Below are 25820 nucleotides of genomic sequence, written 5' to 3' on the forward strand. Positions count from 1 at the left end.
ATGTAGGCAAGAGGTCGAAACAGTGTCCAACTCCCGGATCGTGCGCTTCGGCTGCTTCAGTATCGGCCTGTTGCTGTTGTCGTCGACCGCTCTCGCGCAGTCGGTCGATCGCAAGGAGGTCGAGAAGATCGTCCGTGAATATATCTTGCAGAATCCCGAAATTATCGGGGATGCGCTGACTGAACTCCAAAATCGGTCTGAAACGGCAGAGGCCGAAGCCAGGACTGCGGTTGTTGCTGCTGAGGCAGACGCGTTGCTTCGGTCCGACGACGATGTGGTCCTAGGCAATCCGGATGGGGACGTCACCCTCGTCGAGTTCTTCGACTTCAATTGTGGGTACTGCAAGCGCGCAGCTCCCGATGTCAAAGCCCTCGTCGCTGAAGATTCGGGCCTGCGTGTCGTCCTGAAGGACTTTCCGATACTAGGACCTGGGTCGGTTGAAGCTGCGAAAGTTGCCCTTTCCGTGAAGCGATTGAAAGGAGAGTCGGCGGCTCAGGAATTTCACGCACGCCTTATCGGCGTGCAGGGACAGATCAATGTCGGTCGTGCCTTAGCACTGGCAGAGGAAATGGGACTGGATCGGAAGCGGATCGAGGAAGAGATGAGGTCTGAGGAGATCGCGGCCATCATCTCTTCGAATCTCTCGCTGGCACAGCGGCTTGGCCTGACTGGCACGCCATCCTTTATTGTCGGAGATCAGGTGATCATGGGGGCGGTTGGGAAGGAGCGTAACCGCCGTTCTCAGGCCACGGCCTTGAGTGGCTCGGGGGCATAGGCCCAGGGCAGCAGCTCGTCGAGCTGGCTTTGCGGATGGCCGGCGACGATGCGGGTGATGACGTGGGCGAGGTAGGCGAACGGATCAACGCCGTTGAGCTTGCAGGTTTCTGTGAGCGAGGCGATCGTCGCCCAGTGCTCGCCACCGCCGTCGGAACCGGCGAAGAGCGCATTCTTCCTATTGAGGGCGATTGGCCTGATTGAGCGTTCGACCACATTGGAGTCGATCTCGACGCGGCCGTCGTCAAGGAAGCGGCTGAGCCCGGCCCAGCGCGACAGTGTGTATCGGATGGCTTCGGCGAGCTTGCTCTTCTGGCTGATCAGGGCGAGCTTCTCGCGCAGCCATGGCTGAAGGGCATCGATAACGGGTCGGCTTCTTTCTTGGCGCGCGGTTCGCCGCTCTTCGGGCGAACGTCCTCGTATCTCGCTCTCGATCTTGTAGAGTTCGGCGATGCGCTGGAGCGCCTCCGTGGCGATTGGCGCCGGACCGGATTGCCCCAGTTCGTAGAACTTGCGCCGGACATGCGCCCAGCAGAAGGCCAGGCTCACGGCATTGCGCTCGGCCAGTGCCTTGTATCCGGCGTAGCCGTCGACCTGCAGGATCCCGACGAAGCCCTGAAGGTGCCGCAGCGGCTGCTCGGCTTTGCGGTCGGGTGCATAGAGATAGGCGACGCCGGGCGGATCGATCCCGCCCCACGGGCGATCGTCGCGCGCATAGGCGAACAGCTGGCCGGTCTTGGTGCGGCCACGCCCGGGATCGAGTACCGGCGCGGTCGTCTCGTCCGCGAAGAGCTTGCCGGAAGCCTTCAGCCGTTCGAACAGCCGCTCGTGGATTGGCCGGAGCAGGAAGGCCGCCTTGCCGACCCAGTCGGCGAGCGTCGAGCGGTCGAGGTTCACGCCCTGGCGGGCATAGATCTGGGACTGGCGGTAGAGGGGAAGGTGATCGGCATATTTGCTGACCAGAACATGCGCGACGGTGGCTTCGGTCGGGATGCCGCCTTCGACGAGCCGCGATGGAGCCGCGGCTTGCACAACGACCTCCTCGCAACTTCGGCAGGCGTATTTCGGGCGGCGCGTGACGATGACGCGGAACTGGGCCGGCACGACGTCGAGGCGCTCGGAACGATCCTCACCCATGACGTGCAGCGGACCGCTGCAGCAGGGGCAGACCTTGTCCTCGATGTCGACGACCTGCTCAATGCGCGGCAGATGGGCCGGCAAGGCGCCCCGGTTGGCCCGGCGCTTCCTGGTGCGAGCCTCGCGCTTGACCGGATCGGTGGTGTCTTCCCTGGCGAAGCCTTCTGCCTCGACCTGCTCGGCCTCTTCCAGACCCAGCAGCAGTTGCTCGACGGGCAGGCTTTCTGCTCGACGGCCGAAGCGGTGGCGCTGCAGTTCCTTGATGATCTGGCGCAGCCGCTCATTCTCGGCGCGCTCGGCCGCGAGCATCGCCTGAAGCGCGATCGGATCGTTGGTCAGAGAGGCGGCCGGATTGCTCACGAATCCGATTCAATCATGCATTCCAATGCCTTGCCAGTGTTTTTGGCCGCTCAGGGAATCAACTTGCCGCGATCGGCACGCGCGTCTCCCGGGCTTCATGCACGCGCCGCCAGTCCAACCCTTCCAGCAGGGCCTGCAACTGCGCTGCCGTCAGCCTCACCACGCTATCGGTGATCGCCGGCCAGCAGAACTTTCCGTCCTCCAGACGCTTCGCCAGCAGGCACACCCCGGTACCGTCGAAGTAGACGAGCTTGATCCGGTCGGCGCGCCTGGCCCTGAAGACGTAGATCGCGCCGGAGAACGGATCGGCGCCCATCGTCTCGCGCACCAGCGCGGCCAAGCCTTCGGCGCCCTTGCGGAAGTCGACCGGCTTCGTCGCGACCATGACGCGCACAGCACCCGTCGGGCCGATCACGACGCGGCCTTCAATGCGTGGATCACCGCCGCGATCGTGGCCGGGGATGTGCCATCGACGATTCTTACCATGACACCCGACGCTTCCATCTCGATAGCGGCAGGACATCTTCTTCGCGCCCGCCGCAGCACCCGCGGCTTCGGCTCCGCCGCCATAGGTGCCTGCGTGACCACGATCGCCGGCACGAAGCCGGGCGGCACCTCGGCCTCCAATCGCTTGCGTGCCTCGCGCCGCCAGGTGAACAGCTGCTGCGGCGTCAGGCCGTGCCGGCGCGCCACGGCACAGACCGTCTCGTCCGCTGCGTAGCTCTCGGCAACAATCCGCGCCTTCTCCTCCGGCGGCCACTCGCGGCGACGACCCGCACCGGTGAAGATCTCCAGCCGGCGGATCGGGTCCGCGTCTCTGGACTTAAGCGTAAGCTCTGAAATCGTCATATGTCCAAGCCTTCAAAGGCTTCGAACATCGTCCTTCACGCCCCTACAAGAAAGGTGCTGCCGGCACACCGCTTACGAAGGAGCCTTTGCAGAATGCGATTGAAAAAAGCCGCAAGTGAGTTCGACTCTTAGACTAGGTCCCGATCAGTCCGGATTGGGCTGCAGGCAGCCCGTGCAGATGGGCGTCAAGTCACCGGCGGCTGGGATTGCGGCGCATGATCAGGTAAGGCAACGCTCCAAGCATGAATGCTGCGGCAAAAGCTAGATAGACCATCCATTCGTACTGAGCTGCGAGAACAAGGGAGCTCACGATGCCGAGCACTGCCGTTACGGGCACCTTGCCAACGGATGGCAGCCGGAACGGCCTTTCGAGATCGGGCTGCGTGAATCTGAGCACGACAACTGCGGTGTTGATCGCAGCAAAGACCAGCGTCACACCCAGCGACGACAGGCTCGCGACGAACCCTATTTCGCCAACTGCGGCGAAGACCACCGCTACCGCGAGAAATGCCAGCGCGCCAACCCAAGGGCTTCGACCTTCGGTCGTTATTGACGAGAGGATTTTCGGCAGATCGCCCGCACGGGACATGCCGAAGAGCAGTCGGCTTCCCGACAGTGATGCGCTTAGCACCGCATTGGCCGTCGCCAGCAATGCCGCGCCGATGATGATAATACCAAACGTTCCGCCAAGTCTGGCCGCAGCATCGGCAAGGGGAAACTGGGAACCGGCCAGTTGCTCGGCTTCCATGAGACTTAGGACGCCAAGGATGACTGCCAAGTAGACGAAGGTAGTGAGCCCGAGAGCGATCATGAAGGCGCGCCATAAATCGCGTTCCGGCCGCCGGGCCTCCTCTGAAAGGGACGCCATGTGCTCGTAACCGGAATAGATGAAGAAGAGGATCGCAGTACCCTGAACAACGCCAGCAAAATTCGTTGGCCAGGTTACGGCATCGGTCATCGGACGGGGGCCGGTTGAAATCGCGAATGCTGCGAAGCCGATAAGACAACAAACCTGAAAGACGGTCAGAGCGGCGCTTACGAAAGACGCCTTGCCGATCCCTGACACGTTGATTGCGGTAGCGACGGCCATCAACCCGATGGCAATGACCGTCGGGGCGACGGACAGGAAAGTCTGCGCATAGTTCCCGAATGTGAGGGCAACCGTCGCGAGGGTCGCCGCACCGTGAACCGCGATAAAGAGTCCTACGACGAAAGCTAAGGCTGGGACGTCGGGAAACGTTTTGCGCAGAAAGTTGTGCTCGGCCCCGGCGCCCGGAAGCGCGGAGGCGATTTCTGCGTAGGAGAGACCCGAAAAGCCTGAGATGACGGCCGCGAGCAGGAAGCTCAGCCAAATGCCATCGCCTGCAGCCTCGGCAGCGGGCGCGATCACGGAATAGATGCCTGCCCCAATGATCGTGCCCACGCCATAAAGGGACAACCGAACAAGGCCCAAAGACTTTGTCAGAGCTTTCGATTTTTCGTTCCCAACAGCCATTCAGGTGCTCCGTTCGGCTACCTTGCTGCCGCTTCTTGTCTGCGCCCGAGTAGTTGGGCAACGATCTGCTCGGCATCTGGTCCCGCGCCCATGATCAGCGCCGAAGCGCGGTTGCGCTGCCAGGGCCGTCCGACAAAGTAGAGCCCCTTCACGGGTGAGACGCCTTCCCTATGGAGGAACGTTCCATTCTGATCAGTTCCTCCGGGCACCTGAAGCCATGAGCTGTCGTCCCGATAGCCGACTGCCCATATAACGGTGCGGACATTAGCCGAACTTCCATCTGCAAAACGCGCTTCGTCACCGGACGCATCCACCAGCCGGGATGCCAAGCGCACGCCCCGCTTTGCCAGGCTTGTGTTGCCGTTGCCCCTATCCGGAAATGCATCGGCACTTTTCAGCCGCCGCCCTATCCACGAATCAGCCGGCGCTCTCAGCACTCCAGCGAGATTCAGCCACCACCAGATCGACTTCCCCAAAAGTCGTTCAGGGAATAATTTGCGCGGTCCGCCGGCCGCTAGAATGACGGATTGCAGCTTCCGGCATTCGATCGCGATATCGCGACCGCTGGCGCCGTCTCCGATGATGAGGACGGGACCGTCCGGCAAATGGTGGGGATTGCGGTAGGTGGCGGTGGTGAGCTGAAGAACCTCGCCTCCAAATCGTCTCACGAGTTCGGGAATGATTGGAACCTGAAAGCCGCCGGTCGCCACGATCACATCGTCGGCCTTAATCGTCTCACCATTCTGAAAGGTGGCTTCAAATGCGCCGTCATCCAATTGAACCAGGCGAGCGACGAGATGCCCAAGGCGAACAGGCAAGCTGAAGCGTGCCGCATAGGTCTCGAGATATTCGGCAAACTCATCGCGGTCGGGATAAAGTTCACGGTTACCGATGAATTCGAGCCCGGGAAGCGTGCTGAACTGGCGCGGGGTGAACAAGGTCAGCGAGTCGTATCGAGCTCGCCAGCTATCCCCAATGCGGCGTCCGGCATCGACGATGACAAAAGACGCGCCGGCCTTCCGAAGGTAAAAACCGGCAGCGAGCCCTGCCTGTCCAGCGCCAATGACCAGAACAGGCTGTTGCATCAGCCCGCTACCACGACCAGCGCTCCAACCGGCACGCGCTCATAGAGATCCTCGACATGCTCATTCACCATGCGGATGCAGCCGTTGGAGACGGCCTTTCCGATCGTCCAGGGCTCAGTGGTGCCGTGGATCCGATAAAGAGTGTCGCGGTCCTCACGGTAGAGATAGAGTGCTCGCGACCCCAGAGGATTGCCAGGTCCTCCGGGCACCCCTTTCGCGTATTTGGCATATTTTTTGGGATCGCGCCGGATCATATTGTCGGTTGGGCGCCAGCTCGGCCATTTGGCCTTGCGCCCGACGACCGCGGACCCGGAAAAGGCCAAACCGGCTCGCCCGACGCCTATACCATAACGTCTCGCCAGACCCTGACCTTCAATCAGGTAGAGGAAGCGGTCATGCGGTGCGACGACAATCGTGCCAGATGGCTGGTCATAGGCCACGCCAACAATCTGGGGGAGAAAACGCGGCTCAAGCTCGAACTTCTGGTGCGCGTTCGCTGTGTTGGAGAAGAAGGGTGCGGCCAGAACGGTGATCGCTCCAATTCCGAACGATCTGCGATCGATGATATCGAAACCTGCCGTTGCTTGAGGGTTGCTGCGATCAGTGGTCATGTCCATCATCCATTTGCGGCGGCGACACATCAGGGATGAGCTTTTCGACTTCGGCGCCGGAGCGGATTTCCGAGATGATCCGCTGCTCCTCGGCAGCTTCCAAAGCTTGCCGAATTTGGGGTGATATGGTCTCGAACGGGGGAGCCGGTCTGTTGCGCTCTTCTTCAAGCATGACGACATGGAAGCCAAAGAGGCTAGCGACAGGTTCCTGCGTGAATTCACCCTGCTTTAGCGCGCCGGCTGCAGCGTCGACCTCCGGCAGGGTCTGTCCCTCCGCTACGAAGCCGAGATCGCCTCCCTTGGCTTTCGAGACGTCGTCGGCCGAGCGCTCTTGGGCCAGTTCCGCGAACGGCCGACCGGCTTTGAGCGCCTCGATGACGTCCTTCGCCTCGCTTTCATTTTGAAGAAGAATGTGCCGAAGTCTGCGCTCCCGGACAACCGGGATCTTTCCGGCCTGCTCGTCATAAGCTGCCCTTACCGCTGCGTCGCTCACCGCAGAGGCGACCCGCTGCTCAAGAAAGACGGAACGCAACGTCTGGGCCTCGAAGAACGCCATCTGACGTTTGTATGCATCCTGTTCCATCGCGTTCGCGGCACGGGCCGCATCCGAGATGATCCGCAATTCGATCAGCGCGTCGACGAGAACCGAGCGTTTTGCATCCTCGGGCATCTGGCCCAGTTGCTGCGCGTACATCTGTTCGGCGATGGCAAGATCTGCTGCCGTGATCTCGTTGCCGTTGACACGGGCAAGGGTCTCGCTGTCCTGACTGTAGGCCAAAGGTATGAGCGTCAAAGTCGTGGACGCTATGGTCGCAAGAGCCAGCAGCCGGACGGTGAGTTTGGTTTTGAAGTTGTTGGCGCCCATGGCAGCCTCCCTTACTGATTGCCTTCAGCGACCAACGGTTCGATGATCTCGCTGAACTGTTCGAGATTGAGCGCGCCCTTCCGCATTTCGCCGTTGACGAAAAACGTCGGCGTCGAATCCACGCCGAAGGACTTTCCGGCTTCCGCAACTGCCGCGACCTGTTCGAGCAGCGCCTGATCCTGCAGGCAACTCTCGAAGCGAGCCGTGTCCATTCCGGTCATGCCCATCAGGGACTTCAGCGCGGCCGTTCCGTCCGAAACGCGCGCCCAATTGTCCTGGGATCGATAGAGCAGGTCGATGGTGGCGTACCACTTGTCATCGCCCGCGCATCTGGCCAGCATGAAACCAGCCGATGCCCTCGGATCGAACGGGAATTCCCGCATGATGAAACGAACCTGGCCGGTATCGACGTATTTCTTCTTGAACTCCGGCCAGACGTTGACGTGAAAGGTCCGGCAGTGAGGGCAGGTCAGCGACGCATACTCGATCACTGTCACGGGAGCGCCTTCGGCCCCGAAGCTCTTCTCCGGGAGGGCGCCCGGCGCAAGCAGTTGGTCGGGGGTTGGTTGTGCCGCGAGCAGCGCGGGAAAGGTGACGGCTCCTGCAAAGGCTGACAGGCCGACTATGACGTTACGACGTTTCATTTCCGGATTCCTTGTTTAGGCTCGAATTCTGCAAGCTCTAGCCCCTGGAGAGGCAAGCTCATTTGCGGGCATGCGTCATCCGACCATCCCCCTCCCGCTGCGCACGATGATCGGCGTCGGCGTCGCGACACGACCGTAGAGGTCGATGATATCCTGGTTCATGAGGCGGACGCAGCCGCTGGAGACCGCCTTGCCGATGGTCCAGAATTCCGGTGTCCCATGCAGGCGATAGAGCGTGTCCTCGCCGTTCTGGAAAATGTAGAGCGCCCTGGCGCCGAGCGGGTTGTCGAGCCCCGGCGGCTGGCCGCCATTTTCGGCGCTGTAGCGCGCGAGTTCAGGCTGACGCGCGATCATTTCGGCGGGAGGCGTCCATTTGGGCCACCGCTGCTTCCACTGGATGACGCCCTCGCCCGACCAGGTGAACCCCTGGCGGCCGAGACCGACGCCATATCGCATCGCCTTGCCGTTGGGGCGAACGAGATAGAGGAAGTACGATCTCGTATCGACGACGACTGTGCCCGGACGTTCGCCCGTTGGGTCGTCGACAAGCTGTCGGTAGAAGCGCTTGTCGACCTTGGTCAGATCGACCGCCGGTATGGGAAAATCCTCCTCGGGCTTCGCCCGATACATGGAAAGATATGAGGTATCGGTGGCCGGTTCGGATTCAGCCGGCCCGACCGATGGTGAGTTGACGGTGGTGCAGGCCGGCAGGGCCAAAGCGCCTGCCGATGCCGCGGCAAGGGTCAGGAACTGCCGCCGGGACGGACTTTTTTTTCGTGATGTCTGTGTCAAAGCTTCGCTCGCAATAGGGTCGGGGTTCATCGCTTCGCATGGAAGCGAATGTGCAAGGCGAGCTACGACTGTGGGATGGATGCTGAGTTCGCTCGAGTATCATCCTCGAGGTACAGGGGTCCTTTGCCGCCGCGTTCGCCTATTCTACCGGTCTGGGCGGTGGGACGACGATGGCGATGGATGTCGGCGGGAAATCGTTCGCGCGGTTCTCGATCGGCAGCGGGCTCTTTCGCAGGAAGTTCTGCGAAAGCCAGACGGTGAACCCATGACACTGATCGTGACACTTCGTCGTGGCGTGAGCCGGCGGCTGAGAGGAGTCGTCGCGTCCGTCCGGTCGATCGAGGCCCCCACCGCTGTCGGTCATGTCATCCAGAACCGAGATCGTCTGGTCAGTCCCTTCCCCGGCGGCAGACGCCGGCGCGGCCATATGCAGAGCGATCACAAAGACCATGAGGAGGGCGAGGACGGTTCTGAGCATTCGCCTCATTCTTCCGGCGAATGTGGATCGGCCAGCGCCGCCTCCGGGCGGCTTATCGGTACCGATGTCAGCGACGTGCGCTTGGCCAGCGCTTTCTCTCCATTCCGTTCCAGCAGCTTCCGGAATGTGGGATGCATGCCACCGTCACTGTACGCATGGGCGGAGACCGTCCTGCCGCTGATGAGCAGGCGCTCCGCAGTGGCGAGATCGGTCTGCGTCCTTTCTGCAAACGCCATCTCTGGCGAATTCGCGGCCGGAGGGCATGCCGCGAGTGGATCGCGAGGCTCGCCGTCCTCAAACTCGGCGTCGAAAACGTAGCGGCGGCCACAGTAGGACACCTTTGGCTGCCGTCGACTAACTTCGAAACTATCGTAGCCGCGCTTCAGGTCCGCCCAGAAGGCGAAGTTTGGGTCGTTGCGGTTCTTGGCCAGGTTCTGCGGCGTCATCCGAAACGGAAACGCCTGGACCTGGAATGCGCTCTGGCCGCCTCTCAGCGCCTCCCTTGCAACCGCATAGATTTCGGAAACCCCCTCGTCGGTCAGGGCATAGCACCCTGACGACGAGCAGGCGCCATGGACCATGAGCGCTTCGCCCGAATAACCAAGTGCCGCCTCAAGCCTGTTCGGGTAGCCCAGGTTGAACGACAGATAGTACTGGGAATTCGGGTTCAGCATGCCGGCATTGACATGATAGAAGCCTTCCGGCGCCTGACGGTCTCCATTCCGGGTCTTTGGCCCCAGCTTTCCCGACCAGCGGCACATCGGGTAAGTTTTCAGGAGGGCGAACCGACCTGTGCGGTCGCGCTTCCAGATCTCCAGCTCGCTTTCCTGCTTGAAAATCCTGATCAGGATCGGCGCGGACGGCGACATCGATTTCCGAGACATCTCGGCGACGAGCGCCGCCGGAATGGGCTGTGTCGCCTTGACGTCAACGTCGAGCACGGTCGAGACACATGCGCTCAGCACAAGTGCGAGCACACCGATCCCAACCATCCTGATCGCCTGCAGCATTCTTCTCGTTCCAGTGCATTCTCTTGCGCAGCTTCCAGCCCGCTAGCCAAGTTTTCTCAGTTTCGACTTATCATAGTTAAGATGAGGTTGCCGCCAAACTCTTCGCGAGCGGCAAAAAACCGCAGCAATGAGGTCTCCTTATCGCCGCAAGGATGAGCTACATGGCGGACTTTGCATCATCCTCGAGGGTTTCAAGGCAAACCATGCCCTATGCATTGGATCGGATCAGCGCTGAAGACACGCGAACCCTCATGCGCAAAAGGGCGCGATGGAATGTTGTGATCGCCCTGTCGCTGGCCGCTTTCGTCGTCGCGGTGTTCGTGGTCAGCTTTGCCCATATCCAAGGTGAGGATGGACCGCCCGCACCTGCCCAACGCCCAACTTCGGAGTGATCACCAAGGCTTGAGTGGCCTGTCATCACCGACAGTGGAAAGCTGGACGGGCACTGAACTCAGAATGGTCCGTTCTCGATGTTTTCGCGCCTGGGAACTTTTGTGGCCATCGGGTCGACGGCCTATGTTGTGCTCGCCACCGTATTCTGGCTCGTTTGCATCGGGCTTGGGCATAACACCATGGAGATGCTTTATGGTGGGACTGCGGTCTATCTGTTGACACTCGCGGCGGCTGTAGAGGGAGCCTGGCTTTTGCCCGACGATGCCAAGAGGTCATCTTCATTGACGAGGCTCACCCAACGATTCAGGTCGCGCTGGGACTGACGCTTGAGATAGTAAATCTCGGTGTCCCGCCACAGCAGGACCTTCTGCTCGATATTGTCCAGAATGAAGTCGCCCATGTCGGTAACAACGGTCAGCACCGCGTGTCCGCCGCCCTTGGAGTCGCGGGCGACCGTCATTAGAAGAGCTCCGAGGGGATAGCCTATTTCGTTCAGGCGCTTTCGTTTCAAAAGGGCGTAGTCCTCGCAGTCGCCCACTGTCGTTGGATATTCCCAGCGTTCCTCGACACCGTAGATTTGCATGTCCGTCAAAGGTGCGACCGCCGCGTTTACCTCTGCGTTGATGGATACGATCTCTCGCCAGCGAGGCTTTGTAAGTTGGACGCTTGCTCCGTCCGGATCGCGATCGCAGAGTTTTGCGTAGCGGCGACAGTACTCATAGTAACCAACCGGCATGGTGGTGGCGCCGAATGTTTGCATATTTCGGACGAGGGCCGGTTGTGTCGGATTAAAATGAAGGGCGTTTGCCGATGCTGCGACGCAAGAGACCCCCAGCGCAACCGCGACCATCAGAAAGCGGATCATTTCTGCATTCTCCCCTAAATCACAATGCGCAGAGCATAGGGAGAACAAGTCAAAATGCAGAAAAATCAGCAGGTTAGATTATAATCAAAATATCATAGAAATTGCCGGAATACGGCAATCAATCATTCACCATGCAGTTGCGGCCGCGGTTCAGCTTATTCAGTTCAAAACCAAAAAGAATGCCGCGATACGGTCGGGCAACCGCAAAGCGGGTTGTGAATGTGACCGATCTAGTTGACGCTTTGATCGCCTTCGCCATGGCGATGGACGGTGGGGATCTCCCCATCGCGAATGATTGTGGCGGTTACTTCCAGCTCTTCCCCGCCGTCGAACAACAGTGTGAGGCGAGCGTCATCCAACATGTCAAACGGGGTGATCGGGTTCTTCAGAGCAAGGCGAATGCCGCCGCGCCGCATCGACAGCTCAGCGTGTCCGGGGATCTGCACGACTCCAGGGGCGACGCTGGTTTCGCCTGTACGAAAATCCGTTTGAAGGATCACTATGGTGCCGAACGCCGCACTCTCAATCGAAGCTAGGCTCGCTTGAACGGCCGTCCCATTCCAAATGGTCACATAACCTTCCACCTTGTCACCATCCGAACCAGCCTTTGAGAGTTCGGCGTGCTCTACGATCAGCTCCGCGGGAGGATTGATATGATCGATAGGTCCGTCTGAGGCCTGCACGGCACCTGAGAGAGAGAGGGGTACGACCAGACCCGAAATTACGCTGCAGAATGCCCAATTCATCGTATCTCTCCCCCAATTTCATCGAGAAAATCAGCCTTCGCCAGAATTTAGGCCAATCGATGATTGGCGAGCATGCCAGCATGCGGCAAATCGGCACGATTGCAAATGAGCTGTGTTCTGCCAATATCTATAGGGACTGGAGGTAGCCATGCTTACAATTGGAGAGTTGTCGCGTCGGACGGGTGTGAAGGTTCCAACCATCCGATATTATGAACAGATGGGCCTGATGGCAGCCGCCGAGCGGTCAGAGGGCAATCAACGGCGGTATGAAACACGGGATCGTGATCGCTTGTCTTTCATCAAGCATGCGCGCGATCTGGGTTTTACGATCGAGGCCATTCGAGAGTTGCTAGACCTGAGCGCCCATCCCGAACTTCCATGTGCCGATGCAGATAACATCGCCGTTCGCCAATTGCAGGCCGTCCGCGACAAAATCGCGAAGCTTCGGCTGCTCGAGCAGGAGCTAAGTCGCATCGCGACACGCTGCCATGGCGACCAGGTCAAGGATTGTTACGTGATCCAGTCGCTGGCGAATCACGAGTTGTGCAAGACGGAACACTGAGCCGCTACGACGCGATCAGACCCAAGATCGCCAGCGCCAGCACGATGTATCGAGCCGTCTTGTCGATCGTGGCAAGCACCGGGAAGCTCGACAGGGGGACGCGAAGAATGCCGGCCGTCACTGTCAGCGCGCCGGCCCAACTGCGGTACCACCCGTGGCACGGTCGAAAGCTGTCGGGTTCACCGGAGCCAGTGCCTGTCATGGAAGCGTTCGACGCCGCGGCCGAGCGCCCAATTGACTACCGCAGCAAGTACTTTCCGAGGTTTGCCACAGCGATGAGCAGCACGCGTAAGTGCGGGTCGGCTACCAGCAGCTCCACGAGCGCGGCTTCCGACTGAGCGGGAGGAATCGGTGCCGCGATTAACGCGACGGCGAATAGCCCGCCAAGAATGGCGATATCATCCATTGCAGGACCAACAGGGACACGTCGCTACATGAGCGCGGCTGCAGCCGGGTGACATGCCGATCATCGGTAACGAAGTTGGCATCGAGGTAGACGCTACCTCGTGATTGTACTTCCGCTAATGCGGTTGGCGTGGATGTCGACCGTGATGATCTCTACCACTTCAGGTACGCGCGGAACGCGTCGAGGGTCTCGGCGCTGACATGGTGTTCGATGCCTTCGGCGTCGATCCGCGCGGTCTCGGGGCTGATACCGAGTGCGCAAAGGAAGGATTCCACAACCTGATGTCGCTCGCGGCTCACGCGTGCAAGTTCCTTTCCCTCCTCCGTCAGGAATACTCCGCGATAGCGCCGCTGCTGAATCAATCCTTCTGTCGCAAGACGTTTCAGCATCTTGGCGACCGTGGGCTGCGCGACGCCGAGCCTCTGGGCAATGTCGACCTGGCGGGCCTCACCATCGTGATCGATCAGATCGGCGATCAACTCCACATAGTCCTCGAGGAGTTCGGTTCGTCGATTGCTGCGGGCCTGGCGGAAGCTCTCCACGTGCGTGCCGGCATCCACCAATCCCGCATGGCTCTCGTCAGCTATTGTTCGATCGTCCATCAATCTTCTTTCGTCCCACACATTACGCGGATCAGGAAACATCTTAGCCGAGGCTATAGGTCATTCCAAGCGCTCCGGCTTGGTCGAATAAACGTAAGCGACGAACATAGCCATTGCTATCTTTCAGGTGATATGCTTCTCTTGATTGCAATAGCTAAAGGGGATGCCGATGAGAAGCTGGCTGCCGTTCGATCTCAGGCGTCGAGGATTTCTCGGCGCTGGTCTGATCGCTGCGGGAGGCGCGGCCTTGAGTGCCCGCGCCGCCCTTGGCCAAGCTTCTCATCCGACGGGACATGGCGGCGGGGCAACATCGGCCACCACCGAACCGCTCGTCCCGGCGCATCGGGTCGCCCATGGGGCGATGATTACCGTCGGCGACGTCGATGATGCCCGAAACGGTTTCGATCCCACCGCCATGCTGACCGACTGGTACATCGGCGAAATCTCGACTCTGCCCGATGGTCGGCGGCTGCGCACATTCGAGGTTTTTGTCGAGGATAAGGAGATCGAGATCGCGCCGGGCGTAATGTTCCCTGCATGGACCTACAATGGCCGCGTACCCGGCCCGGCGCTTAGGGCGGTTGAAGGAGAACGACTGCGCATCGTCTTTCGCAACTACGGCTCTCACCCACACACGATGCATTTCCACGGCATACATTCGGCGCGTATGGATGGCGTGCCTGGCGCCGGCCAGATCAATCCCGGTGAGGAGTTCGTCTACGAGTTCGACGCGAAGCCCTTTGGTTGTCATCTCTATCATTGCCACGCCTTTCCCTTGGCCCGCCACATCCACAAGGGCATGTACGGCTTGTTCATCATTGACCCCGATCCGGAACTGCACCCGGACATGGCCGACGTGGCCAGCTCTCGGCTGATTGGCTCGGCGGAGAACGTCCGTTGGCAGGAGATGGCGATGGTAATGAACGCCTTCGACACCACCTTCGATGGAGAAAACGAGTTCTACGCTGTCAACACTGTTGCCCACTGCTTCGCCAAGAAGCCGATCCGCGTGGAAAGGCACCGCCCGGTGCGCATCTACTTAGCCAACGTTACCGAGTTCGATCCGATCAACTCTTTCCACCTGCACGCCAATTTCTTCGATTATTACAACCAGGGGACGACGCTGACGCCGACGCTAAAGACGGTCGACCTGATCACCCAGTGCCAGGCAGAGCGCGGCATCCTTGAGTTCACTTTCGCCGACCACGAGCCGGGTCTCTATATGTTCCACGCCCATCAGTCCGAGTTTGCCGAACTCGGGTGGATGGGGATGTTCGATGTCGTTGAGGCCGTGTCATGAACGAGCACCTCAAGGCTGACCGGAACGCAGTAGCGGTTACGCCGCGCAAAAGTCCACGCTGGCTGCCGGCGATCTGGGTGATCCTGCCGCTCGCGGTGCTGGCTGCCGCAATCTGGTGGCTGATTGCCACGAATCCTCTGGCCCGATTTGACAATGGCGCGCCGCCGGTGGAATCCCTGACCGTCGAGCGTACGATCCTCGACCACAACGGATTGCGTCTGCTGGTCCGCGCCGGCGGCTCCGAGCCGATGACGATCGCGCAGGTACAGGTCGACGCGGCCTATTGGGAATTCGTGCAGGAGCCGTCCGGGCCGATCGCCAGAGGCGAGACGGCATGGGTCAGCCTGCCGTTTCCATGGGTGAGCGGTGAGGCCCATCTCGTTACGTTCGTCACCAACACCGGTGCGACGTTCGATCACCCGATACCAGTAGCCGTGGCGACTCCATCCGTTACCTCAGGCAACCTCGTATCGCAGGCAATTCTCGGCGCGTTCGTCGGCATCCTGCCAGTCGCCGTGGGGTTGATGTTCTACCCGGCGCTGCGCGGCGCGGGACCAGCGACCATGGATTTCCTGCTCGCCATGACCGTCGGCCTGCTCGGCTTCCTGATCGTCGACACGCTGGAGGATTCGCTCGAGTTCGCATCGCAGGCGGCTGCGATCTTCCAGGGCCAGACCATGGTCGTGCTGACGGCGGCGGCGAGCTTCCTCATCCTGATGGCGGTCTCGCGGCGGCAAGGCAGCCCGACGGGATTGGCGCTCGCGACTTACATCGCGCTCGGCATCGGCCTCCACAACCTTGGCGAAGGGTTGGCTATCGGCGCCGCCTTCGCGGCAGGGGCCGCAGGGCTCGGAACATTCCTTGTGATCGGCTTCACGCTCCATAACATTACCGAGGGAATCGGTATCGCGGCCCCGATCCTGAAGGTGAGGCCGCCACTGTGGACATTTGCGGCTCTTGCGCTGCTGGCGGGCGGGCCGGCTGTCATGGGCATCTGGATCGGCAGCCTTGCTTATGCACCACAATGGTCGGCGCTGGCGCTGGCGATCGGCGCCGGTGCGATCCTCCAGGTCATCTTCGAGGTTGGTGCGCTGCTGGTACGCAATCGCGGAGGCGCCAGCGCCGCTCTCGGATCTATGCCCGTGTTGGCGGGGCTCGCCGTTGGCGTAGGGTTCATGTACCTGACGGCAATGCTCGTGAAGATCTGATGCCCCTCGGCGAATAGGTGAACGACTAACAAGCTGGGTCTTTGCCCGACGATAACAGGGAAAGACGACGCTGATGGGCCGGAATCACAGTCGCTGCGCTGCAGTCTCGCCTTACACCTCGGTTTCTTGGTCGGTGAACCGGCAGTAGTAGGTTACTCTTTCGACCGGCGCATCGATCGTCGGCACGTTGCGCAGGACCACGGTTACGACCGTGCTATCCGTTGGCGCAATAATCGACCCTTTTATTGTGACCGACGGATGATCGTCGGGGATCAACTTGAAGGCGGTCTCGTCGCCGACCGTGCTGCCCAGCCGCAACTCGCCGGTGTCATAGTCCCCCTCAGCGGAGAAGGTCGGTTCCATCCTGTCTTCCGAGAGAAAGAGATAGAACTCCAGCTCGGTCCCTTGAGGGATGCGGCCCCAAAGCCATGCTTCGGCCTGTTCGCGTGACGGTCTCACGCGGCTGACCAAAGCTTCGCAGTCCTCGGAGGAGGGCGGCCCCGCCTGATCGGGATACCACAGGAAAATGCCAGTCGGAGAACTCGCAGCCGCATCATCTGCTGCGGACATTCCGAGCGCAATGAGAAGAGCATAAGCTGCATTCTTGGGCCTCATCGTCTCCCTCTCCATGCGGACCGAAAGAAGCCAGTCTTGTTTCACCTCGGCCGGCGACAAACTATCGGAATTTCACTGCGGGATCGACAGGCGCGCAATGACCGGCAGATGGTTCGAACCGAACGTCGGACCCATGAGCAGTTCGCTAAGTCCCAGATTCGGCGACACGACGATACGGTCGATCGGCGTGCCGATCTGAGTCAGAGACCACAAGCGGATGCTGAATCGTGTCGGTGACGGCCACCATCGCGCGTCTGTCGTCCGGTATCCGGTCGAGGACAACAAATCCCTGAAAAAGGGCGACCAGGGTGGCGTGTTCCAGTCCCCGGCGACGATGACCGACGCATCTGCCGGTTCGACTCTCAGCGCCCGCTCCAGGTCGCGAAGATACGCCCCTCGCTCCCTCCACATAAGCGTGCTTCTCGGCGTCTGGGGATGGACCGCATAGACAATGACGGTGCGCTCTTCCACGAGCAGTTCGAACCGAACCGCATATCTGCCGCCGGTATCCTTGCTTTCGGGAGAAACCGTCCGCGCGTCCAGGATGGGGAAGCGGCTGAACAGCTTCATGTCGGTGTTGCCTTCGAGGTCGCGGCTGCTCTCGAAGGTCCATCTGCCGCTGGCCAGCAACGCGTCCTGCCAGCGCGGCGTCACTTCCTGCAGCACGAGGATGTCCGCACTCCCGACAGCGGGGATCGCCAGAAAATCCGCCGGGTCAGGATTGTCGACATAGACGTTGGCAGCGACGACGCTGATGGGCGTTCCGGCGGTTGACGGTGCCGGTGTTGGCAGGAGAAGAAAGGGAATGGCCGCCGCCAAAAGCGCAGCGGCTCCAGCGATTTTCGTCGATCGCCGCGGCAGTATCAGGCCGACAACAAAAAGCACGATGCCAGCCACCAGAAGGTGGGGTCGTATGAAATTGGCAAGATCGGCGACCCAAAGGTAGCGGGACAGCCCCATCGAAATCAGCATTGCTGCGGAAAAGCCGAGCTGGACGGTGACGACAACAATAAAGCAGAGTCTGTAAATCTGACGGCCCAACGAGAATGAGAGCAATTTTCCATCTCTGACAACGGCTCCTCGGGAACAGGACTCTTCTAGAGAAGCCTTGTTTTGCCAATGAGCCAATCTGGCGCACGGTGGGGGAGATTCATGAACAAAAGGTCTTGACCCTCTAGCTGCTAGAGGTCGTATGCGTCTGCTTCCAGGATACAGGAGTAGGACGGATGACCGCTGCAGAACGCCAGACCCGCTTCAGGGTGGAGGGCATGGATTGCGCGAGTTGCGCCGCCAAGATCGACAAGGCGGTCCGACGCATTCCCGATGTCGCCGATGTCAGCGTTTCCGTCGTGGCAGGCACGATGACGGTGAAGCATGGTGATACGGTCGACCTGGAAGCGCTCGCGCGCAAGGTCGGCAGCCTCGGCTACAAGGCGGCGCCGATCGCGCCGACTACGGCAAAGGGCGCGTCGATCGTCGAGGCCGAACACAGCGACCATGGCTCGGGCTGCAGCCATGACCACGGTGCGCATGACCCCAAACATGACCACGACCACGACCACGGAAAGAATGCTCAACTTGGTGCGGACGAAACAGCGCCGGAGAAGAAACCGGACGCACTGGAAGGCATGCATGGTCACGATCACGGTCCGCAGGATGGCCCCTGGTGGAACACCTCAAAGGCAAGGCTGACCATTGTCTGCTTCGTCGCGCTGGCGGTCGCCTTTGGGATTGGCCAGCTTTATCCGCAGACGCAGCCCTGGGGTTTCATCGTGGCCATGGCGGTGGGCCTCATTCCCATCGCACGGCGCGCATTGTCCGGAGCCATGAACGGCAGCCCGTTCTCTATCGAGACCTTGATGACCGTCGCGGCCGTGGGCGCCGTCATCATCGATGCGGCCGAGGAGGCCGCGGTTGTCGTTGTTCTGTTCCTGATCGGCGAACTGCTCGAAGGCATCGCGACCGGACGCGCGCGTGCCTCGATCCGCGCGCTGGCGACGCTGATGCCTAGGACCGCGCTTCTGGAACGCGACGGGACGACGGAGACCGTTCCGGCAGACAGCCTAACAGTCGATTCGGTCGTGCTTGTCCGCCCAGGCGACCGCGTGCCGGCGGACGGCATCGTCGAATCCGGCGAGAGCGCTGTCGACGAAGCGCCGGTGACGGGCGAGTCCGTCCCCAAGCGCAAGGAGGTCGGAGACAAGGTATTTGCGGGAACAGTGAACCAGGAAGGCGTGCTTCGGGTTCGTGTCACCGCAGCGGCGGCGGATAACACCATTTCCCGCATTATCGCATTGGTTGAGGAAGCCCAGGAATCGAAAGCGCCGACCGAGCGGTTCATCGACCGCTTCTCCAAATACTATACGCCCGGCGTCATGGTCGTCGCCGCGCTGATCGCGGTCCTCCCGCCGCTGCTTGGCGGCGCGGATTGGAACACATGGATCTATCGCGGGCTTGCGGTGCTGCTGATTGGATGTCCCTGCGCGCTTGTCATCTCGACGCCAGCGGCGATTGCTGCGGCACTTTCGGCCGGCGCGCGCCGCGGTCTGCTGATGAAGGGCGGCGCGGTCCTGGAAAACCTGGGCAAGGTCAATCGCGTCGCCTTCGACAAGACGGGAACGCTAACCGAGGGCAAACCCAAGGTGACCGACATCGTCGGCGTGGCGCGTGACGAGAAAGAGGTCCTGCGGCTTGCCGCGGCGCTGGAAGGCGGTTCAAGCCACCCGCTTGCCGTCGCGATCCTGGCGAGGGCAGCGGCCGACAACGTGCCGGTCGGGAGCGCTACCGATGCAGGGGCTGTGGGCGGCAAGGGCGTCGTCGGCAAGGTGGACGGTCTCGAACTCTTCCTCGCATCGCCGCGGGCTGCGGCGGAGAAGGTGACGCTCGACGACACGCTTTCGGCACGGATCGCCGCCCTCAACGACGAGGGCAAAACCGTGTCGGTCCTGCTTGCAAGCGACGAGGTGATCGGGCTGATCGCCATGCGCGACGAGCCGCGCGAAGATGCGAAGGAAGGCATCGCCGCCCTCGCCAAACTTGGCGCCGACACGGTGATGCTGACGGGCGACAATGCCCGCACGGCCAAGGCCATCGCCGCCTCGCTCGGGATGGAGGCGCGTGCTGAACTGATGCCGCAGGACAAGCAGCGCATCGTCGGCGAGATGCGGGCCTCAGGCAAATTCGTCGCCAAGGTCGGTGACGGCATCAACGACGCTCCAGCACTCGCCGCGGCCGACATCGGGATCGCGATGGGCAGCGGGACCGATGTGGCGCTGGAAACAGCGGACGCGGCTGTGCTGCATGGCCGCGTGAAGGACGTGGCCAACATGGTCGCGCTCTCGCGCGCCACGATGCGCAATATTACGCAGAACATCACCATCTCGCTCGGGCTCAAGGCCGTGTTCCTCGTCACGACAGTGTTAGGCGTGACCGGGCTTTGGCCGGCGATCCTGGCTGATACCGGCGCGACGGTTCTGGTGACGGCGAATGCCATGCGGCTCCTTGCTTGGCGGGGCATTCGCGAAGCCTGATCGGGAAACATGTGCGGCAATGTGCGGACTGTGCGCGGCAGGAGTTCTGGACGCACAAAGCCGCCAACAAAGGAAACGAAGAAGGAGGAAGAATGTGTTTCGTAGCTGCAAAGTCGTCATCACGCTGAGCGTTGCTTCGATCGCCGCAATGTCATCCTGCGTCGCGTTGGCGCACGACTTCTCGGCGGGCGATATCAGGATCGGCCATCCGTGGTCGCGCGTCGCGCCGGCCGCGGCTCCCGTCATCGGCGGCTATCTCACGCTCACCAATGCGGGATCGGAACGGGACACCTTGATCGCCGGATCGACACCGTTGGCCGAACGGATCGAGATACATCAGATGACCATGGAAGACGGCATAGCACGCATGCGTCCGCTCCCTGATGGCGTAGAAATCGCGCCCGGTTCGTCCGTCGAACTCGCACCGGGAGGCACCCATCTGATGTTCATCAAGCCCACCCGTCCCCTTGTTGAGGGGGAACGCATCGAGGCGACGCTGGAGTTCTCCCGTGCCGGCTCTGTAAGGGTAGAGTTCGTGGTGCAAAGGAACGCCTCGGAGGAGCCGGACCAAGCAGACGATCATGGCGGCCACACGCCATGAACCGGGTCAGGCTCTTCCGCATCTGTGTGTGGGGCGCAGTCGTTGTACTTGCCGGCTTCCTGCTGGTATCGACACAGTTCTCGGAACCGCAGGCTCCCGCCGAAGCCTCGACCGGAACAGCGCGGGTCGGCGGGCCATTCTCGCTGACGTCGCACGAGGGAGAGCGAATCGACAATCGGTCGCTGGCCGGACGGCCCTATCTCGTGTTCTTCGGGTTCACCCACTGTCCCGAAATCTGCCCGACAACATTGTTCGAGCTGACCGACCTGATGTCGGAACTGGGTGCGGATGCAGACAAGTTCGAGGCGCTGTTCATCACCGTGGATCCGAAAAGCGACACGCAGGAGTTGCTTGCGAGCTACATGACGTCTTTCGACAGCCGCATCACCGCGTTGCGTGGATCGTCCGAGGAGACGGAGACTGCGCTAAAGGCTTTCTCCGTCTATGCGAAGAAGGTCCCCCTGGAGGATGGGCAGTACACGATGGATCACACCACCGGCGTATATCTCATCAAAGGCGACGGAAGCTTCGGTGGCATTCTCGACATGCACGAGCCGCGCGAAACCAGGCTGCAGAAGCTGCGCCGTCTGGCGAGCGGCTAGAGGTGGATGCCGGAGCCCATGGTGAACAAGACATCCAATCAAGCGGTCGACGAGCGTAATTCCTGGTTACTTTTAGGGGCTTGGCTGATCGCAGTTGCGGCCACATTTGCCGCGCTGTTCATCGGAGAGATTCTGGGCCAGGCGCCCTGCAACCTCTGCTGGTTCCAGCGGGTGTTCATGTTCCCGCTCGCCATCATCCTCGGAATTGCGGCGTTCAGGCTCGATCCTGCGATCAAATTCTACGCCCTGCCGCTTGCAGGCTTTGGGATGGCCGTCGCCGGGTTCCATACCCTGCTGTATTTCGGCCTCATCGAGGAGGCCATAACCCCCTGTGCCCGCAACGGCCCGTCCTGTTCGGGCGATCCAATGACGATCCTGGGCGGTCTGCCGTTGCCTTTGATCTCACTGCTCTGCTTCACGGCTATAGCCGGGCTTCTCACCTTGTGCCGACCTGGAGTCTCCCGATGAACCGTCGACAGACTATCATCATTTCCGCTGCTGCCGCCGCTGCTGCAATTTTCGGAGCGTCGGCATTCTATTACGACAGAAGTGGTCGCAACGCTCAGGTGGGCGTCGGCTTGGACAGTAGCGACGTTTTTGTGCGCCCGCACTCGCCCGTGATCGGGAAGGCGGATGCTCCAGTCACTATCGTCGAGTTCTTCGATCCCTCCTGTGAAGCGTGTCGGGCCTTCTATCCGACAGTCAAGAATATCCTGGCGCAGTATCCGGAGGATGTCCGGCTCGTCCTGCGCTATGCGGCCTTCCACGAGGGGTCGGATCAGGCGGTCGGCATCCTTGAAGCGGCCCGCAAGCAGGATCTCTTCGAGCCTGTGTTAGAAGCCCTGCTGGCCGCCCAGCCCGAATGGGCGTTGCACGGAAATCCCAATCTCGACCGCGCCTGGCAAGCGGCGGCTTCGGCTGGCCTGGATGTGGAGCGTGCCCGCGGCGATCTGTCGTCCGCCGAGATCGCGTCGGCACTCGACCAGGATACGAAGGATGTCAAGACACTCGGAGTCGAGCAGACGCCGACCTTTTTCGTCAACGGCAAGAGCATGGAGACCTTCGGTCCGCAACAACTCCTCAGCCTTGTAGAGAGCGAAGTGACTCTGACGCGCCAAGGTGGCTGACCAAGGAGGCCGGCATGGGAAACAGCGCTGATCGGGAAGCAGCAGAGAATGGCGAAATTTTGTGAGTGAGCATCCCGCAACTGTGCTCACAGCCTTGCTGCTTACCCTGGCCGTTCTCGCCCTCGGTTATGCGGCCTTCGGGTTCTGGACCATACTGATTTTCACCTTCGGTTTTCTCGGCGGGTTCGTCTTGTGGCTGCTTTTCCCGGCGACGGTGGCTTTCAGCACGATCGAGTTCCCGTATTTTCTCGCCCTGGCGCTCTTCATTCTCCACCGTCTCGAAGAATACCTGTCCGGCTTCTTCGACAGGCTGTCAGCGATAACCGGAGTTCAAAAATCCGAGGTTGCTTCCTGGGAGGTCGTGCTTCTTCTTCTGCTCTCCGTCGGAGCCTGGTTGCTCATTCCACGGGTAATGGCGCGAGGATATCGGTTCGGAACCTATCTCGCCTGGACCTTCTTCGCTGCCACGGGCATCACCGAACTCGCACACTTCGTCGTGTTCCCCTGGTTCGCCCCCACACTGTTTGCCTATTTCCCCGGCATGGCGAGCGTTGTTCTGCTCGCTCCGGTCGCGTGGTGGGGCATATGGCGGCTGGCTGCCGCGCAGCGACAGCGGTCTGGAGAAAGCGCGTTCATGTGACGGCACCGACCTGATTTCGCGCTGTGCATTGAACCTCAACCGGGATGAGCTTGTAGATTGCCGGTTGGCTTGAGGGAGGTCGGATTGGATCGATTGCAACGCATTCCCACGATAGACATCATCCGCGGCATCGCCATCGGCGGTGTCGTATTGTTCCACGTCGTCTGGGATCTCGAATTCGCCGGCTTCATCGACGGTGTCGCAAGGCACCCGGCATGGCTGTTGTTTGGCCGCAGCCTGGCCGGGACATTCATGGTGCTCGTGGGGGTGAGTCTTGTCCTCGCACACCGTGGCGAGATCCGTTGGGGCTCATTTTCCCGCCGCCTCGGGACGATTCTCCTGGCGGCGGCGGCGATTACAGTCGTCACCCGTCTCGCGTTCCCAGCCAGCTTTGTCTATTTCGGGATTCTCCACGCCATCGCGGTTGCGTCGCTCATCGGGGCACTCTTCCTCGGAGCCTCGTCCCTGATCTGTCTGGCCGTTGGCAGTCTGGTTCTCATCCTGCCCCTCGTGCTGGAATCCTCGACCTTCGACATGAGGTGGCTGGCCTGGATCGGCTTTGCCGCGCAGCCCCCGCCCAGTAACGACTTTGTTCCGGTTTTCCCTTGGGTCGGCCTGACGCTGCTTGGGATGGCCGCTACAAAATGGACCTTCGCCTGCCCTGTCAAAACCCGTCTTGTGCACCAGGCCCATTCCAGCAGGTTTGCCCGGACATTCGCGTGGATGGGCAGAAGGAGCCTTCCGATCTATCTGGTACACCAACCGATCCTGCTCGCAATCATCCTGCCTTTGTCATGGTGGCTCTTGGAGTAGTGCCAATGGCCTGCTGATGTAACTCTCTGGGGATTCCAGATTGATGCTGGCGTGATCCAAGGTGGCGTGGAGGACCTGCGCCATGCCGAGAATCATCGAGATCAAGCGTAGCCATACGCCGTTGCAGCTTCACCGTCTGGCGGCTTCGACGAAGGACGCGAACCAAGGGCCGGCGATTGCTGTCGATCGCGGCGGTGCTGGACGGGATGAGTCGGGCGGATGCGGCTAGGATCGGCAGACGCGGCGGGACTGGGCGCATCGCCTCAACGCGCATGGCCCGGCCAGACCGAAGGACAACCGCCGCCGCGGCAATCCCAGGCGGCTGTCGGCCGCCCAGCAGGCGGAACTGGCGCAGATCGTGGAGACTTGACCGGACCCCGCCGTCGACCGCGTGGTGCGCTGGCGACGCGTCGACCTCCAGCTTCGGAGTCGCGTATTACTAGCGCGCCATCGGCAAGCTGCTGACCGCCCTGGGCTTCTCGCATGTCAGCGCCAGGCCGCGTCATCCCAAGCAGGATGGCGAGGTCATCCAAGCGATCAAAAAATCTTCCCGCGCACGCTCGCGGCCCACCTCGCAGGCGTGACGCGCAAACAGAAGATCGAGATCTGGTTCCAGGACGAGGCGCGGACCCGCCAGAAGAATGGTCTTGTGAGCAGTGTTCGCGGCGCGGCACGCGACCGATCCAGCCCGCCGACCAGCGCTACAAGAGCGCCTACCTGTTCGGCGCCATCTGCCCGGCACCGGGGGTGGCTCAGCACTTGCGCTACCCTTCGCCGACAATTCTACTTTTTCTATCCATGGCCGTACTTTTGCGTATCTTCGTGCTTGCGGTCGGGCCGTTCAAATTCTAGCGTCGAGTGCTCGACGCCGAACTCGTCCTTCAGTCGCGCCTTGATCGCGCTCTTAATGTTCTCGATGTCGTCCCACCGGCCGGGGCTGATTACGATATGGGTGTCGAGCGCGGCGGCGTGTTCCTGCATCTGCCAAAAATGCGCGTGATGAACTTCCTCTACTCCGTCCACCTCAGCCACCGCATTTATGACCCGGTCGGTGTCGATGTCTGGCGGGCTGCCCAACATGAGAATGCGAATGGTGCCGCCGATTTCTGTGAAGGCGAGATAGAGGATGTAGAGCGCGATCAGGATCGTGATCGCTGGGTCAACCCAACGAATGTCGTATAAGATGATGAGCGTGCCTCCCACAATCACCGCGACCGAGGCGAGCGCATCGCTGAGGTTGTGAAGGAAGAGCGCCCGGATGTTAACGCTGCCCTTTTGCATCGAGTAGGTGAGCAGGGCCGTCAGTGTGTCGATCACGAGCGCCACGCCGCCGAGGATGACCACGTACCAGCCCTTCACCTCGGGTGGATCGATCGTCCGCATCCCACCTTCGTAGATCAAATAGAAACCGATCAGGATCAGCGTGGTGTAATTTATCAACGCCGCCACGATCTCGACCCGCGCGTAGCCGAAGGTCATCCGGGCATCCGCCGGGCGGCGGGCGATCTTTCGCGCTCCGAAAGCGATCACCAACGACGCCATGTCTGAGAAATTGTGCAGTGCATCAGCAATCAGCGCCAGGCTGCCCGCAAAAATCCCACCTGCGACTTGCGCGACAGTCAGGACGCCGTTCGCCCAGATCGCGATGGCGACACGTTTGTCGCCTGAATCAGGGTCCAGATGCGCGTGGTCGTGGTTATGCGGCATGGT

At 61.0% G+C, this 25820-nt stretch carries 33 protein-coding genes and 1 pseudogene; 15 read left to right on the forward strand and 19 right to left on the reverse strand.

Annotation, left to right across the window (positions count from 1 at the left end; genetic code table 11):
- The first annotated feature begins 22 nt into the window (after positions 1-22).
- On the forward strand, positions 23-775 hold the full coding sequence (locus ABGN05_RS24360; protein ID WP_367956623.1) for a DsbA family protein: 753 nt from the start codon (positions 23-25) through the stop codon (positions 773-775).
- Here ABGN05_RS24360 and tnpC read toward each other — a convergent pair.
- The 11 genes from tnpC to ABGN05_RS24415 form a co-directional block, all read right to left on the reverse strand.
- Entirely contained in the window at positions 742-2220 is a 1479-nt protein-coding gene (gene tnpC / locus ABGN05_RS24365; protein ID WP_373695980.1) for an IS66 family transposase, read from the reverse strand. The genes ABGN05_RS24360 and tnpC overlap by 34 nt on opposite strands.
- A gap of 109 nt (positions 2221-2329) precedes the next feature.
- Complete coding sequence (gene tnpB, locus ABGN05_RS24370; protein ID WP_373695981.1) at positions 2330-2656, reverse strand: IS66 family insertion sequence element accessory protein TnpB; 327 nt, start codon at positions 2654-2656, stop codon at positions 2330-2332.
- A gap of 26 nt (positions 2657-2682) precedes the next feature.
- Positions 2683-3120 carry an IS66-like element accessory protein TnpA gene (gene tnpA, locus ABGN05_RS24375; RefSeq protein ID WP_367956626.1) on the reverse strand — a complete coding sequence of 146 codons (438 nt, stop codon included), beginning with the start codon at positions 3118-3120 and terminating at the stop codon, positions 2683-2685.
- 190 nt (positions 3121-3310) lie between these two features.
- Positions 3311-4615 carry an APC family permease gene (locus ABGN05_RS24380; protein ID WP_367956627.1) on the reverse strand — a complete coding sequence of 435 codons (1305 nt, stop codon included), beginning with the start codon at positions 4613-4615 and terminating at the stop codon, positions 3311-3313.
- A 17-nt stretch (positions 4616-4632) separates the two neighbouring features.
- Complete coding sequence (locus tag ABGN05_RS24385; RefSeq protein ID WP_367956628.1) at positions 4633-5700, reverse strand: flavin-containing monooxygenase; 1068 nt, start codon at positions 5698-5700, stop codon at positions 4633-4635.
- Positions 5700-6311 (reverse strand): L,D-transpeptidase, encoded by a 612-nt coding sequence (locus tag ABGN05_RS24390; protein WP_367956629.1) that lies wholly within the window; start codon positions 6309-6311, stop codon positions 5700-5702. The genes ABGN05_RS24385 and ABGN05_RS24390 overlap by 1 nt, the downstream gene beginning before the upstream one ends.
- Positions 6301-7176, reverse strand: a complete 876-nt coding sequence (locus ABGN05_RS24395; RefSeq protein WP_367956630.1) for a peptidylprolyl isomerase — start codon at positions 7174-7176, stop codon at positions 6301-6303. The genes ABGN05_RS24390 and ABGN05_RS24395 overlap by 11 nt, the downstream gene beginning before the upstream one ends.
- 11 nt (positions 7177-7187) lie before the next feature.
- A complete protein-coding gene (locus tag ABGN05_RS24400) occupies positions 7188-7820 on the reverse strand; it encodes a DsbA family protein (protein ID WP_367956631.1) in 633 nt (210 codons plus the stop codon).
- A 75-nt stretch (positions 7821-7895) separates the two neighbouring features.
- Positions 7896-8642, reverse strand: coding sequence for a L,D-transpeptidase (locus ABGN05_RS24405; RefSeq protein ID WP_367956632.1), 747 nt, complete (start codon positions 8640-8642; stop codon positions 7896-7898).
- A 109-nt stretch (positions 8643-8751) separates the two neighbouring features.
- On the reverse strand, positions 8752-9090 hold the full coding sequence (locus tag ABGN05_RS24410) for a hypothetical protein (RefSeq protein ID WP_367956633.1): 339 nt from the start codon (positions 9088-9090) through the stop codon (positions 8752-8754).
- A 5-nt stretch (positions 9091-9095) separates the two neighbouring features.
- Positions 9096-10082 (reverse strand): hypothetical protein, encoded by a 987-nt coding sequence (locus tag ABGN05_RS24415; protein ID WP_367956746.1) that lies wholly within the window; start codon positions 10080-10082, stop codon positions 9096-9098.
- Positions 10083-10261: 179 nt separating this feature from the next.
- On the opposite strand from ABGN05_RS24415, the gene ABGN05_RS24420 reads away from it, so the two are divergent.
- Positions 10262-10492 (forward strand): hypothetical protein, encoded by a 231-nt coding sequence (locus tag ABGN05_RS24420; protein ID WP_367956634.1) that lies wholly within the window; start codon positions 10262-10264, stop codon positions 10490-10492.
- A gap of 209 nt (positions 10493-10701) precedes the next feature.
- On the opposite strand, the gene ABGN05_RS24425 is transcribed toward ABGN05_RS24420, so the two are convergent.
- Together ABGN05_RS24425 and ABGN05_RS24430 are read right to left on the reverse strand one after the other, a co-directional pair.
- A complete protein-coding gene (locus ABGN05_RS24425; protein ID WP_367956635.1) occupies positions 10702-11358 on the reverse strand; it encodes a transglutaminase-like cysteine peptidase in 657 nt (218 codons plus the stop codon).
- 230 nt (positions 11359-11588) lie between these two features.
- On the reverse strand, positions 11589-12104 hold the full coding sequence (locus ABGN05_RS24430) for a copper chaperone PCu(A)C (protein WP_367956636.1): 516 nt from the start codon (positions 12102-12104) through the stop codon (positions 11589-11591).
- 148 nt (positions 12105-12252) lie between these two features.
- On the opposite strand from ABGN05_RS24430, the gene ABGN05_RS24435 reads away from it, so the two are divergent.
- Positions 12253-12666, forward strand: a complete 414-nt coding sequence (locus ABGN05_RS24435; RefSeq protein WP_367956637.1) for a MerR family transcriptional regulator — start codon at positions 12253-12255, stop codon at positions 12664-12666.
- 4 nt (positions 12667-12670) lie between these two features.
- Here the strand turns inward: ABGN05_RS24435 and ABGN05_RS24440 are convergent, their stop codons facing one another.
- The 3 genes from ABGN05_RS24440 to mntR all read right to left on the reverse strand — a co-directional run bounded on the left by ABGN05_RS24440 (position 12671) and on the right by mntR (position 13674).
- Entirely contained in the window at positions 12671-12868 is a 198-nt protein-coding gene (locus ABGN05_RS24440) for a DedA family protein (protein WP_367956638.1), read from the reverse strand.
- Positions 12869-12904: 36 nt separating this feature from the next.
- Positions 12905-13072 (reverse strand): hypothetical protein, encoded by a 168-nt coding sequence (locus ABGN05_RS24445; protein WP_367956639.1) that lies wholly within the window; start codon positions 13070-13072, stop codon positions 12905-12907.
- A 152-nt stretch (positions 13073-13224) separates the two neighbouring features.
- Entirely contained in the window at positions 13225-13674 is a 450-nt protein-coding gene (gene mntR / locus ABGN05_RS24450; protein WP_367956747.1) for a manganese-binding transcriptional regulator MntR, read from the reverse strand.
- A gap of 169 nt (positions 13675-13843) precedes the next feature.
- On the opposite strand from mntR, the gene ABGN05_RS24455 reads away from it, so the two are divergent.
- Complete coding sequence (locus tag ABGN05_RS24455) at positions 13844-14974, forward strand: multicopper oxidase domain-containing protein (RefSeq protein WP_367956640.1); 1131 nt, start codon at positions 13844-13846, stop codon at positions 14972-14974.
- Positions 14971-16182, forward strand: a complete 1212-nt coding sequence (locus tag ABGN05_RS24460) for a ZIP family metal transporter (protein WP_367956641.1) — start codon at positions 14971-14973, stop codon at positions 16180-16182. The genes ABGN05_RS24455 and ABGN05_RS24460 overlap by 4 nt, the downstream gene beginning before the upstream one ends.
- A gap of 111 nt (positions 16183-16293) precedes the next feature.
- Here ABGN05_RS24460 and ABGN05_RS24465 read toward each other — a convergent pair whose 3' ends face one another.
- Both ABGN05_RS24465 and ABGN05_RS24470 read right to left on the reverse strand, forming a co-directional pair.
- Positions 16294-16797: a hypothetical protein gene (locus ABGN05_RS24465; RefSeq protein ID WP_367956642.1), complete on the reverse strand. Its 504-nt coding sequence runs from the start codon at positions 16795-16797 to the stop codon at positions 16294-16296.
- Positions 16798-16869: 72 nt separating this feature from the next.
- Positions 16870-17853 (reverse strand): endonuclease/exonuclease/phosphatase family protein, encoded by a 984-nt coding sequence (locus ABGN05_RS24470; RefSeq protein WP_367956643.1) that lies wholly within the window; start codon positions 17851-17853, stop codon positions 16870-16872.
- Positions 17854-18023: 170 nt separating this feature from the next.
- On the opposite strand from ABGN05_RS24470, the gene ABGN05_RS24475 reads away from it, so the two are divergent.
- The 10 genes and pseudogenes from ABGN05_RS24475 (at position 18024) to ABGN05_RS24520 (ending at position 24694) form a co-directional block, all read left to right on the forward strand.
- Positions 18024-20327: a heavy metal translocating P-type ATPase gene (locus ABGN05_RS24475; protein WP_367956644.1), complete on the forward strand. Its 2304-nt coding sequence runs from the start codon at positions 18024-18026 to the stop codon at positions 20325-20327.
- Positions 20328-20421: 94 nt separating this feature from the next.
- Positions 20422-20928: a copper chaperone PCu(A)C gene (locus tag ABGN05_RS24480; protein ID WP_367956645.1), complete on the forward strand. Its 507-nt coding sequence runs from the start codon at positions 20422-20424 to the stop codon at positions 20926-20928.
- The gene (locus tag ABGN05_RS24485; protein WP_367956646.1) at positions 20925-21530 is read left to right on the forward strand and encodes an SCO family protein; all 606 of its coding nucleotides are present in this window, start codon (positions 20925-20927) and stop codon (positions 21528-21530) included. The genes ABGN05_RS24480 and ABGN05_RS24485 overlap by 4 nt, the downstream gene beginning before the upstream one ends.
- Before the next feature lie 18 nt (positions 21531-21548).
- The gene (locus ABGN05_RS24490; protein ID WP_367956647.1) at positions 21549-21998 is read left to right on the forward strand and encodes a disulfide bond formation protein B; all 450 of its coding nucleotides are present in this window, start codon (positions 21549-21551) and stop codon (positions 21996-21998) included.
- Positions 21995-22657, forward strand: coding sequence for a DsbA family protein (locus ABGN05_RS24495; RefSeq protein WP_367956648.1), 663 nt, complete (start codon positions 21995-21997; stop codon positions 22655-22657). Before ABGN05_RS24490 ends, ABGN05_RS24495 begins: the two co-directional genes overlap by 4 nt.
- 61 nt (positions 22658-22718) lie before the next feature.
- A complete protein-coding gene (locus ABGN05_RS24500; RefSeq protein ID WP_367956649.1) occupies positions 22719-23297 on the forward strand; it encodes a hypothetical protein in 579 nt (192 codons plus the stop codon).
- An 84-nt stretch (positions 23298-23381) separates the two neighbouring features.
- Positions 23382-24110 (forward strand): heparan-alpha-glucosaminide N-acetyltransferase, encoded by a 729-nt coding sequence (locus ABGN05_RS24505; protein ID WP_367956650.1) that lies wholly within the window; start codon positions 23382-23384, stop codon positions 24108-24110.
- Between the two features lie 82 nt (positions 24111-24192).
- Positions 24193-24339 carry a hypothetical protein gene (locus tag ABGN05_RS24510; protein ID WP_367956651.1) on the forward strand — a complete coding sequence of 49 codons (147 nt, stop codon included), beginning with the start codon at positions 24193-24195 and terminating at the stop codon, positions 24337-24339.
- Positions 24340-24351: 12 nt separating this feature from the next.
- Positions 24352-24480 (forward strand): annotated as a pseudogene (locus ABGN05_RS24515) (IS630 family transposase); the annotation flags it as partial.
- Positions 24481-24568: 88 nt separating this feature from the next.
- Positions 24569-24694, forward strand: a complete 126-nt coding sequence (locus tag ABGN05_RS24520; RefSeq protein WP_367956748.1) for a winged helix-turn-helix domain-containing protein — start codon at positions 24569-24571, stop codon at positions 24692-24694.
- Positions 24695-24902: 208 nt separating this feature from the next.
- Here the strand turns inward: ABGN05_RS24520 and ABGN05_RS24525 are convergent, their stop codons facing one another.
- The gene (locus tag ABGN05_RS24525; protein WP_367956652.1) at positions 24903-25817 is read right to left on the reverse strand and encodes a cation diffusion facilitator family transporter; all 915 of its coding nucleotides are present in this window, start codon (positions 25815-25817) and stop codon (positions 24903-24905) included.
- Positions 25818-25820: the final 3 nt, after the last annotated feature.

This window comes from Aquibium pacificum (assembly GCF_040839445.1).
GTDB classification, from domain to species: domain Bacteria; phylum Pseudomonadota; class Alphaproteobacteria; order Rhizobiales; family Rhizobiaceae; genus Aquibium; species Aquibium pacificus.

What these genes read in the sequence shown, in the direction of transcription:
- ABGN05_RS24455 (WP_367956640.1), top strand. Translation starts at nt 13,844, where the DNA reads ATGAGAAGCTGGCTGCCGTTCGATCTCAGGCGTCGAGGATTTCTCGGC.
- ABGN05_RS24390 (WP_367956629.1), bottom strand. Translation starts at nt 6,311, where the DNA reads ATGACCACTGATCGCAGCAACCCTCAAGCAACGGCAGGTTTCGATATC.
- ABGN05_RS24525 (WP_367956652.1), bottom strand. Translation starts at nt 25,817, where the DNA reads ATGCCGCATAACCACGACCACGCGCATCTGGACCCTGATTCAGGCGAC.
- mntR (WP_367956747.1), bottom strand. Translation starts at nt 13,674, where the DNA reads ATGGACGATCGAACAATAGCTGACGAGAGCCATGCGGGATTGGTGGAT.
- ABGN05_RS24435 (WP_367956637.1), top strand. Translation starts at nt 12,253, where the DNA reads ATGCTTACAATTGGAGAGTTGTCGCGTCGGACGGGTGTGAAGGTTCCA.
- ABGN05_RS24490 (WP_367956647.1), top strand. Translation starts at nt 21,549, where the DNA reads ATGGTGAACAAGACATCCAATCAAGCGGTCGACGAGCGTAATTCCTGG.
- ABGN05_RS24510 (WP_367956651.1), top strand. Translation starts at nt 24,193, where the DNA reads ATGCCGAGAATCATCGAGATCAAGCGTAGCCATACGCCGTTGCAGCTT.
- ABGN05_RS24430 (WP_367956636.1), bottom strand. Translation starts at nt 12,104, where the DNA reads ATGAATTGGGCATTCTGCAGCGTAATTTCGGGTCTGGTCGTACCCCTC.
- ABGN05_RS24425 (WP_367956635.1), bottom strand. Translation starts at nt 11,358, where the DNA reads ATGATCCGCTTTCTGATGGTCGCGGTTGCGCTGGGGGTCTCTTGCGTC.
- ABGN05_RS24405 (WP_367956632.1), bottom strand. Translation starts at nt 8,642, where the DNA reads ATGAACCCCGACCCTATTGCGAGCGAAGCTTTGACACAGACATCACGA.
- ABGN05_RS24440 (WP_367956638.1), bottom strand. Translation starts at nt 12,868, where the DNA reads ATGACAGGCACTGGCTCCGGTGAACCCGACAGCTTTCGACCGTGCCAC.
- ABGN05_RS24410 (WP_367956633.1), bottom strand. Translation starts at nt 9,090, where the DNA reads ATGCTCAGAACCGTCCTCGCCCTCCTCATGGTCTTTGTGATCGCTCTG.
- ABGN05_RS24380 (WP_367956627.1), bottom strand. Translation starts at nt 4,615, where the DNA reads ATGGCTGTTGGGAACGAAAAATCGAAAGCTCTGACAAAGTCTTTGGGC.
- ABGN05_RS24485 (WP_367956646.1), top strand. Translation starts at nt 20,925, where the DNA reads ATGAACCGGGTCAGGCTCTTCCGCATCTGTGTGTGGGGCGCAGTCGTT.
- ABGN05_RS24415 (WP_367956746.1), bottom strand. Translation starts at nt 10,082, where the DNA reads ATGGTTGGGATCGGTGTGCTCGCACTTGTGCTGAGCGCATGTGTCTCG.
- ABGN05_RS24385 (WP_367956628.1), bottom strand. Translation starts at nt 5,700, where the DNA reads ATGCAACAGCCTGTTCTGGTCATTGGCGCTGGACAGGCAGGGCTCGCT.
- ABGN05_RS24460 (WP_367956641.1), top strand. Translation starts at nt 14,971, where the DNA reads ATGAACGAGCACCTCAAGGCTGACCGGAACGCAGTAGCGGTTACGCCG.
- ABGN05_RS24445 (WP_367956639.1), bottom strand. Translation starts at nt 13,072, where the DNA reads ATGGATGATATCGCCATTCTTGGCGGGCTATTCGCCGTCGCGTTAATC.
- tnpC (WP_373695980.1), bottom strand. Translation starts at nt 2,220, where the DNA reads ATGCTCGCGGCCGAGCGCGCCGAGAATGAGCGGCTGCGCCAGATCATC.
- ABGN05_RS24495 (WP_367956648.1), top strand. Translation starts at nt 21,995, where the DNA reads ATGAACCGTCGACAGACTATCATCATTTCCGCTGCTGCCGCCGCTGCT.
- ABGN05_RS24475 (WP_367956644.1), top strand. Translation starts at nt 18,024, where the DNA reads ATGACCGCTGCAGAACGCCAGACCCGCTTCAGGGTGGAGGGCATGGAT.
- tnpA (WP_367956626.1), bottom strand. Translation starts at nt 3,120, where the DNA reads ATGACGATTTCAGAGCTTACGCTTAAGTCCAGAGACGCGGACCCGATC.
- ABGN05_RS24400 (WP_367956631.1), bottom strand. Translation starts at nt 7,820, where the DNA reads ATGAAACGTCGTAACGTCATAGTCGGCCTGTCAGCCTTTGCAGGAGCC.
- tnpB (WP_373695981.1), bottom strand. Translation starts at nt 2,656, where the DNA reads ATGGTCGCGACGAAGCCGGTCGACTTCCGCAAGGGCGCCGAAGGCTTG.
- ABGN05_RS24420 (WP_367956634.1), top strand. Translation starts at nt 10,262, where the DNA reads ATGGCGGACTTTGCATCATCCTCGAGGGTTTCAAGGCAAACCATGCCC.
- ABGN05_RS24395 (WP_367956630.1), bottom strand. Translation starts at nt 7,176, where the DNA reads ATGGGCGCCAACAACTTCAAAACCAAACTCACCGTCCGGCTGCTGGCT.
- ABGN05_RS24465 (WP_367956642.1), bottom strand. Translation starts at nt 16,797, where the DNA reads ATGAGGCCCAAGAATGCAGCTTATGCTCTTCTCATTGCGCTCGGAATG.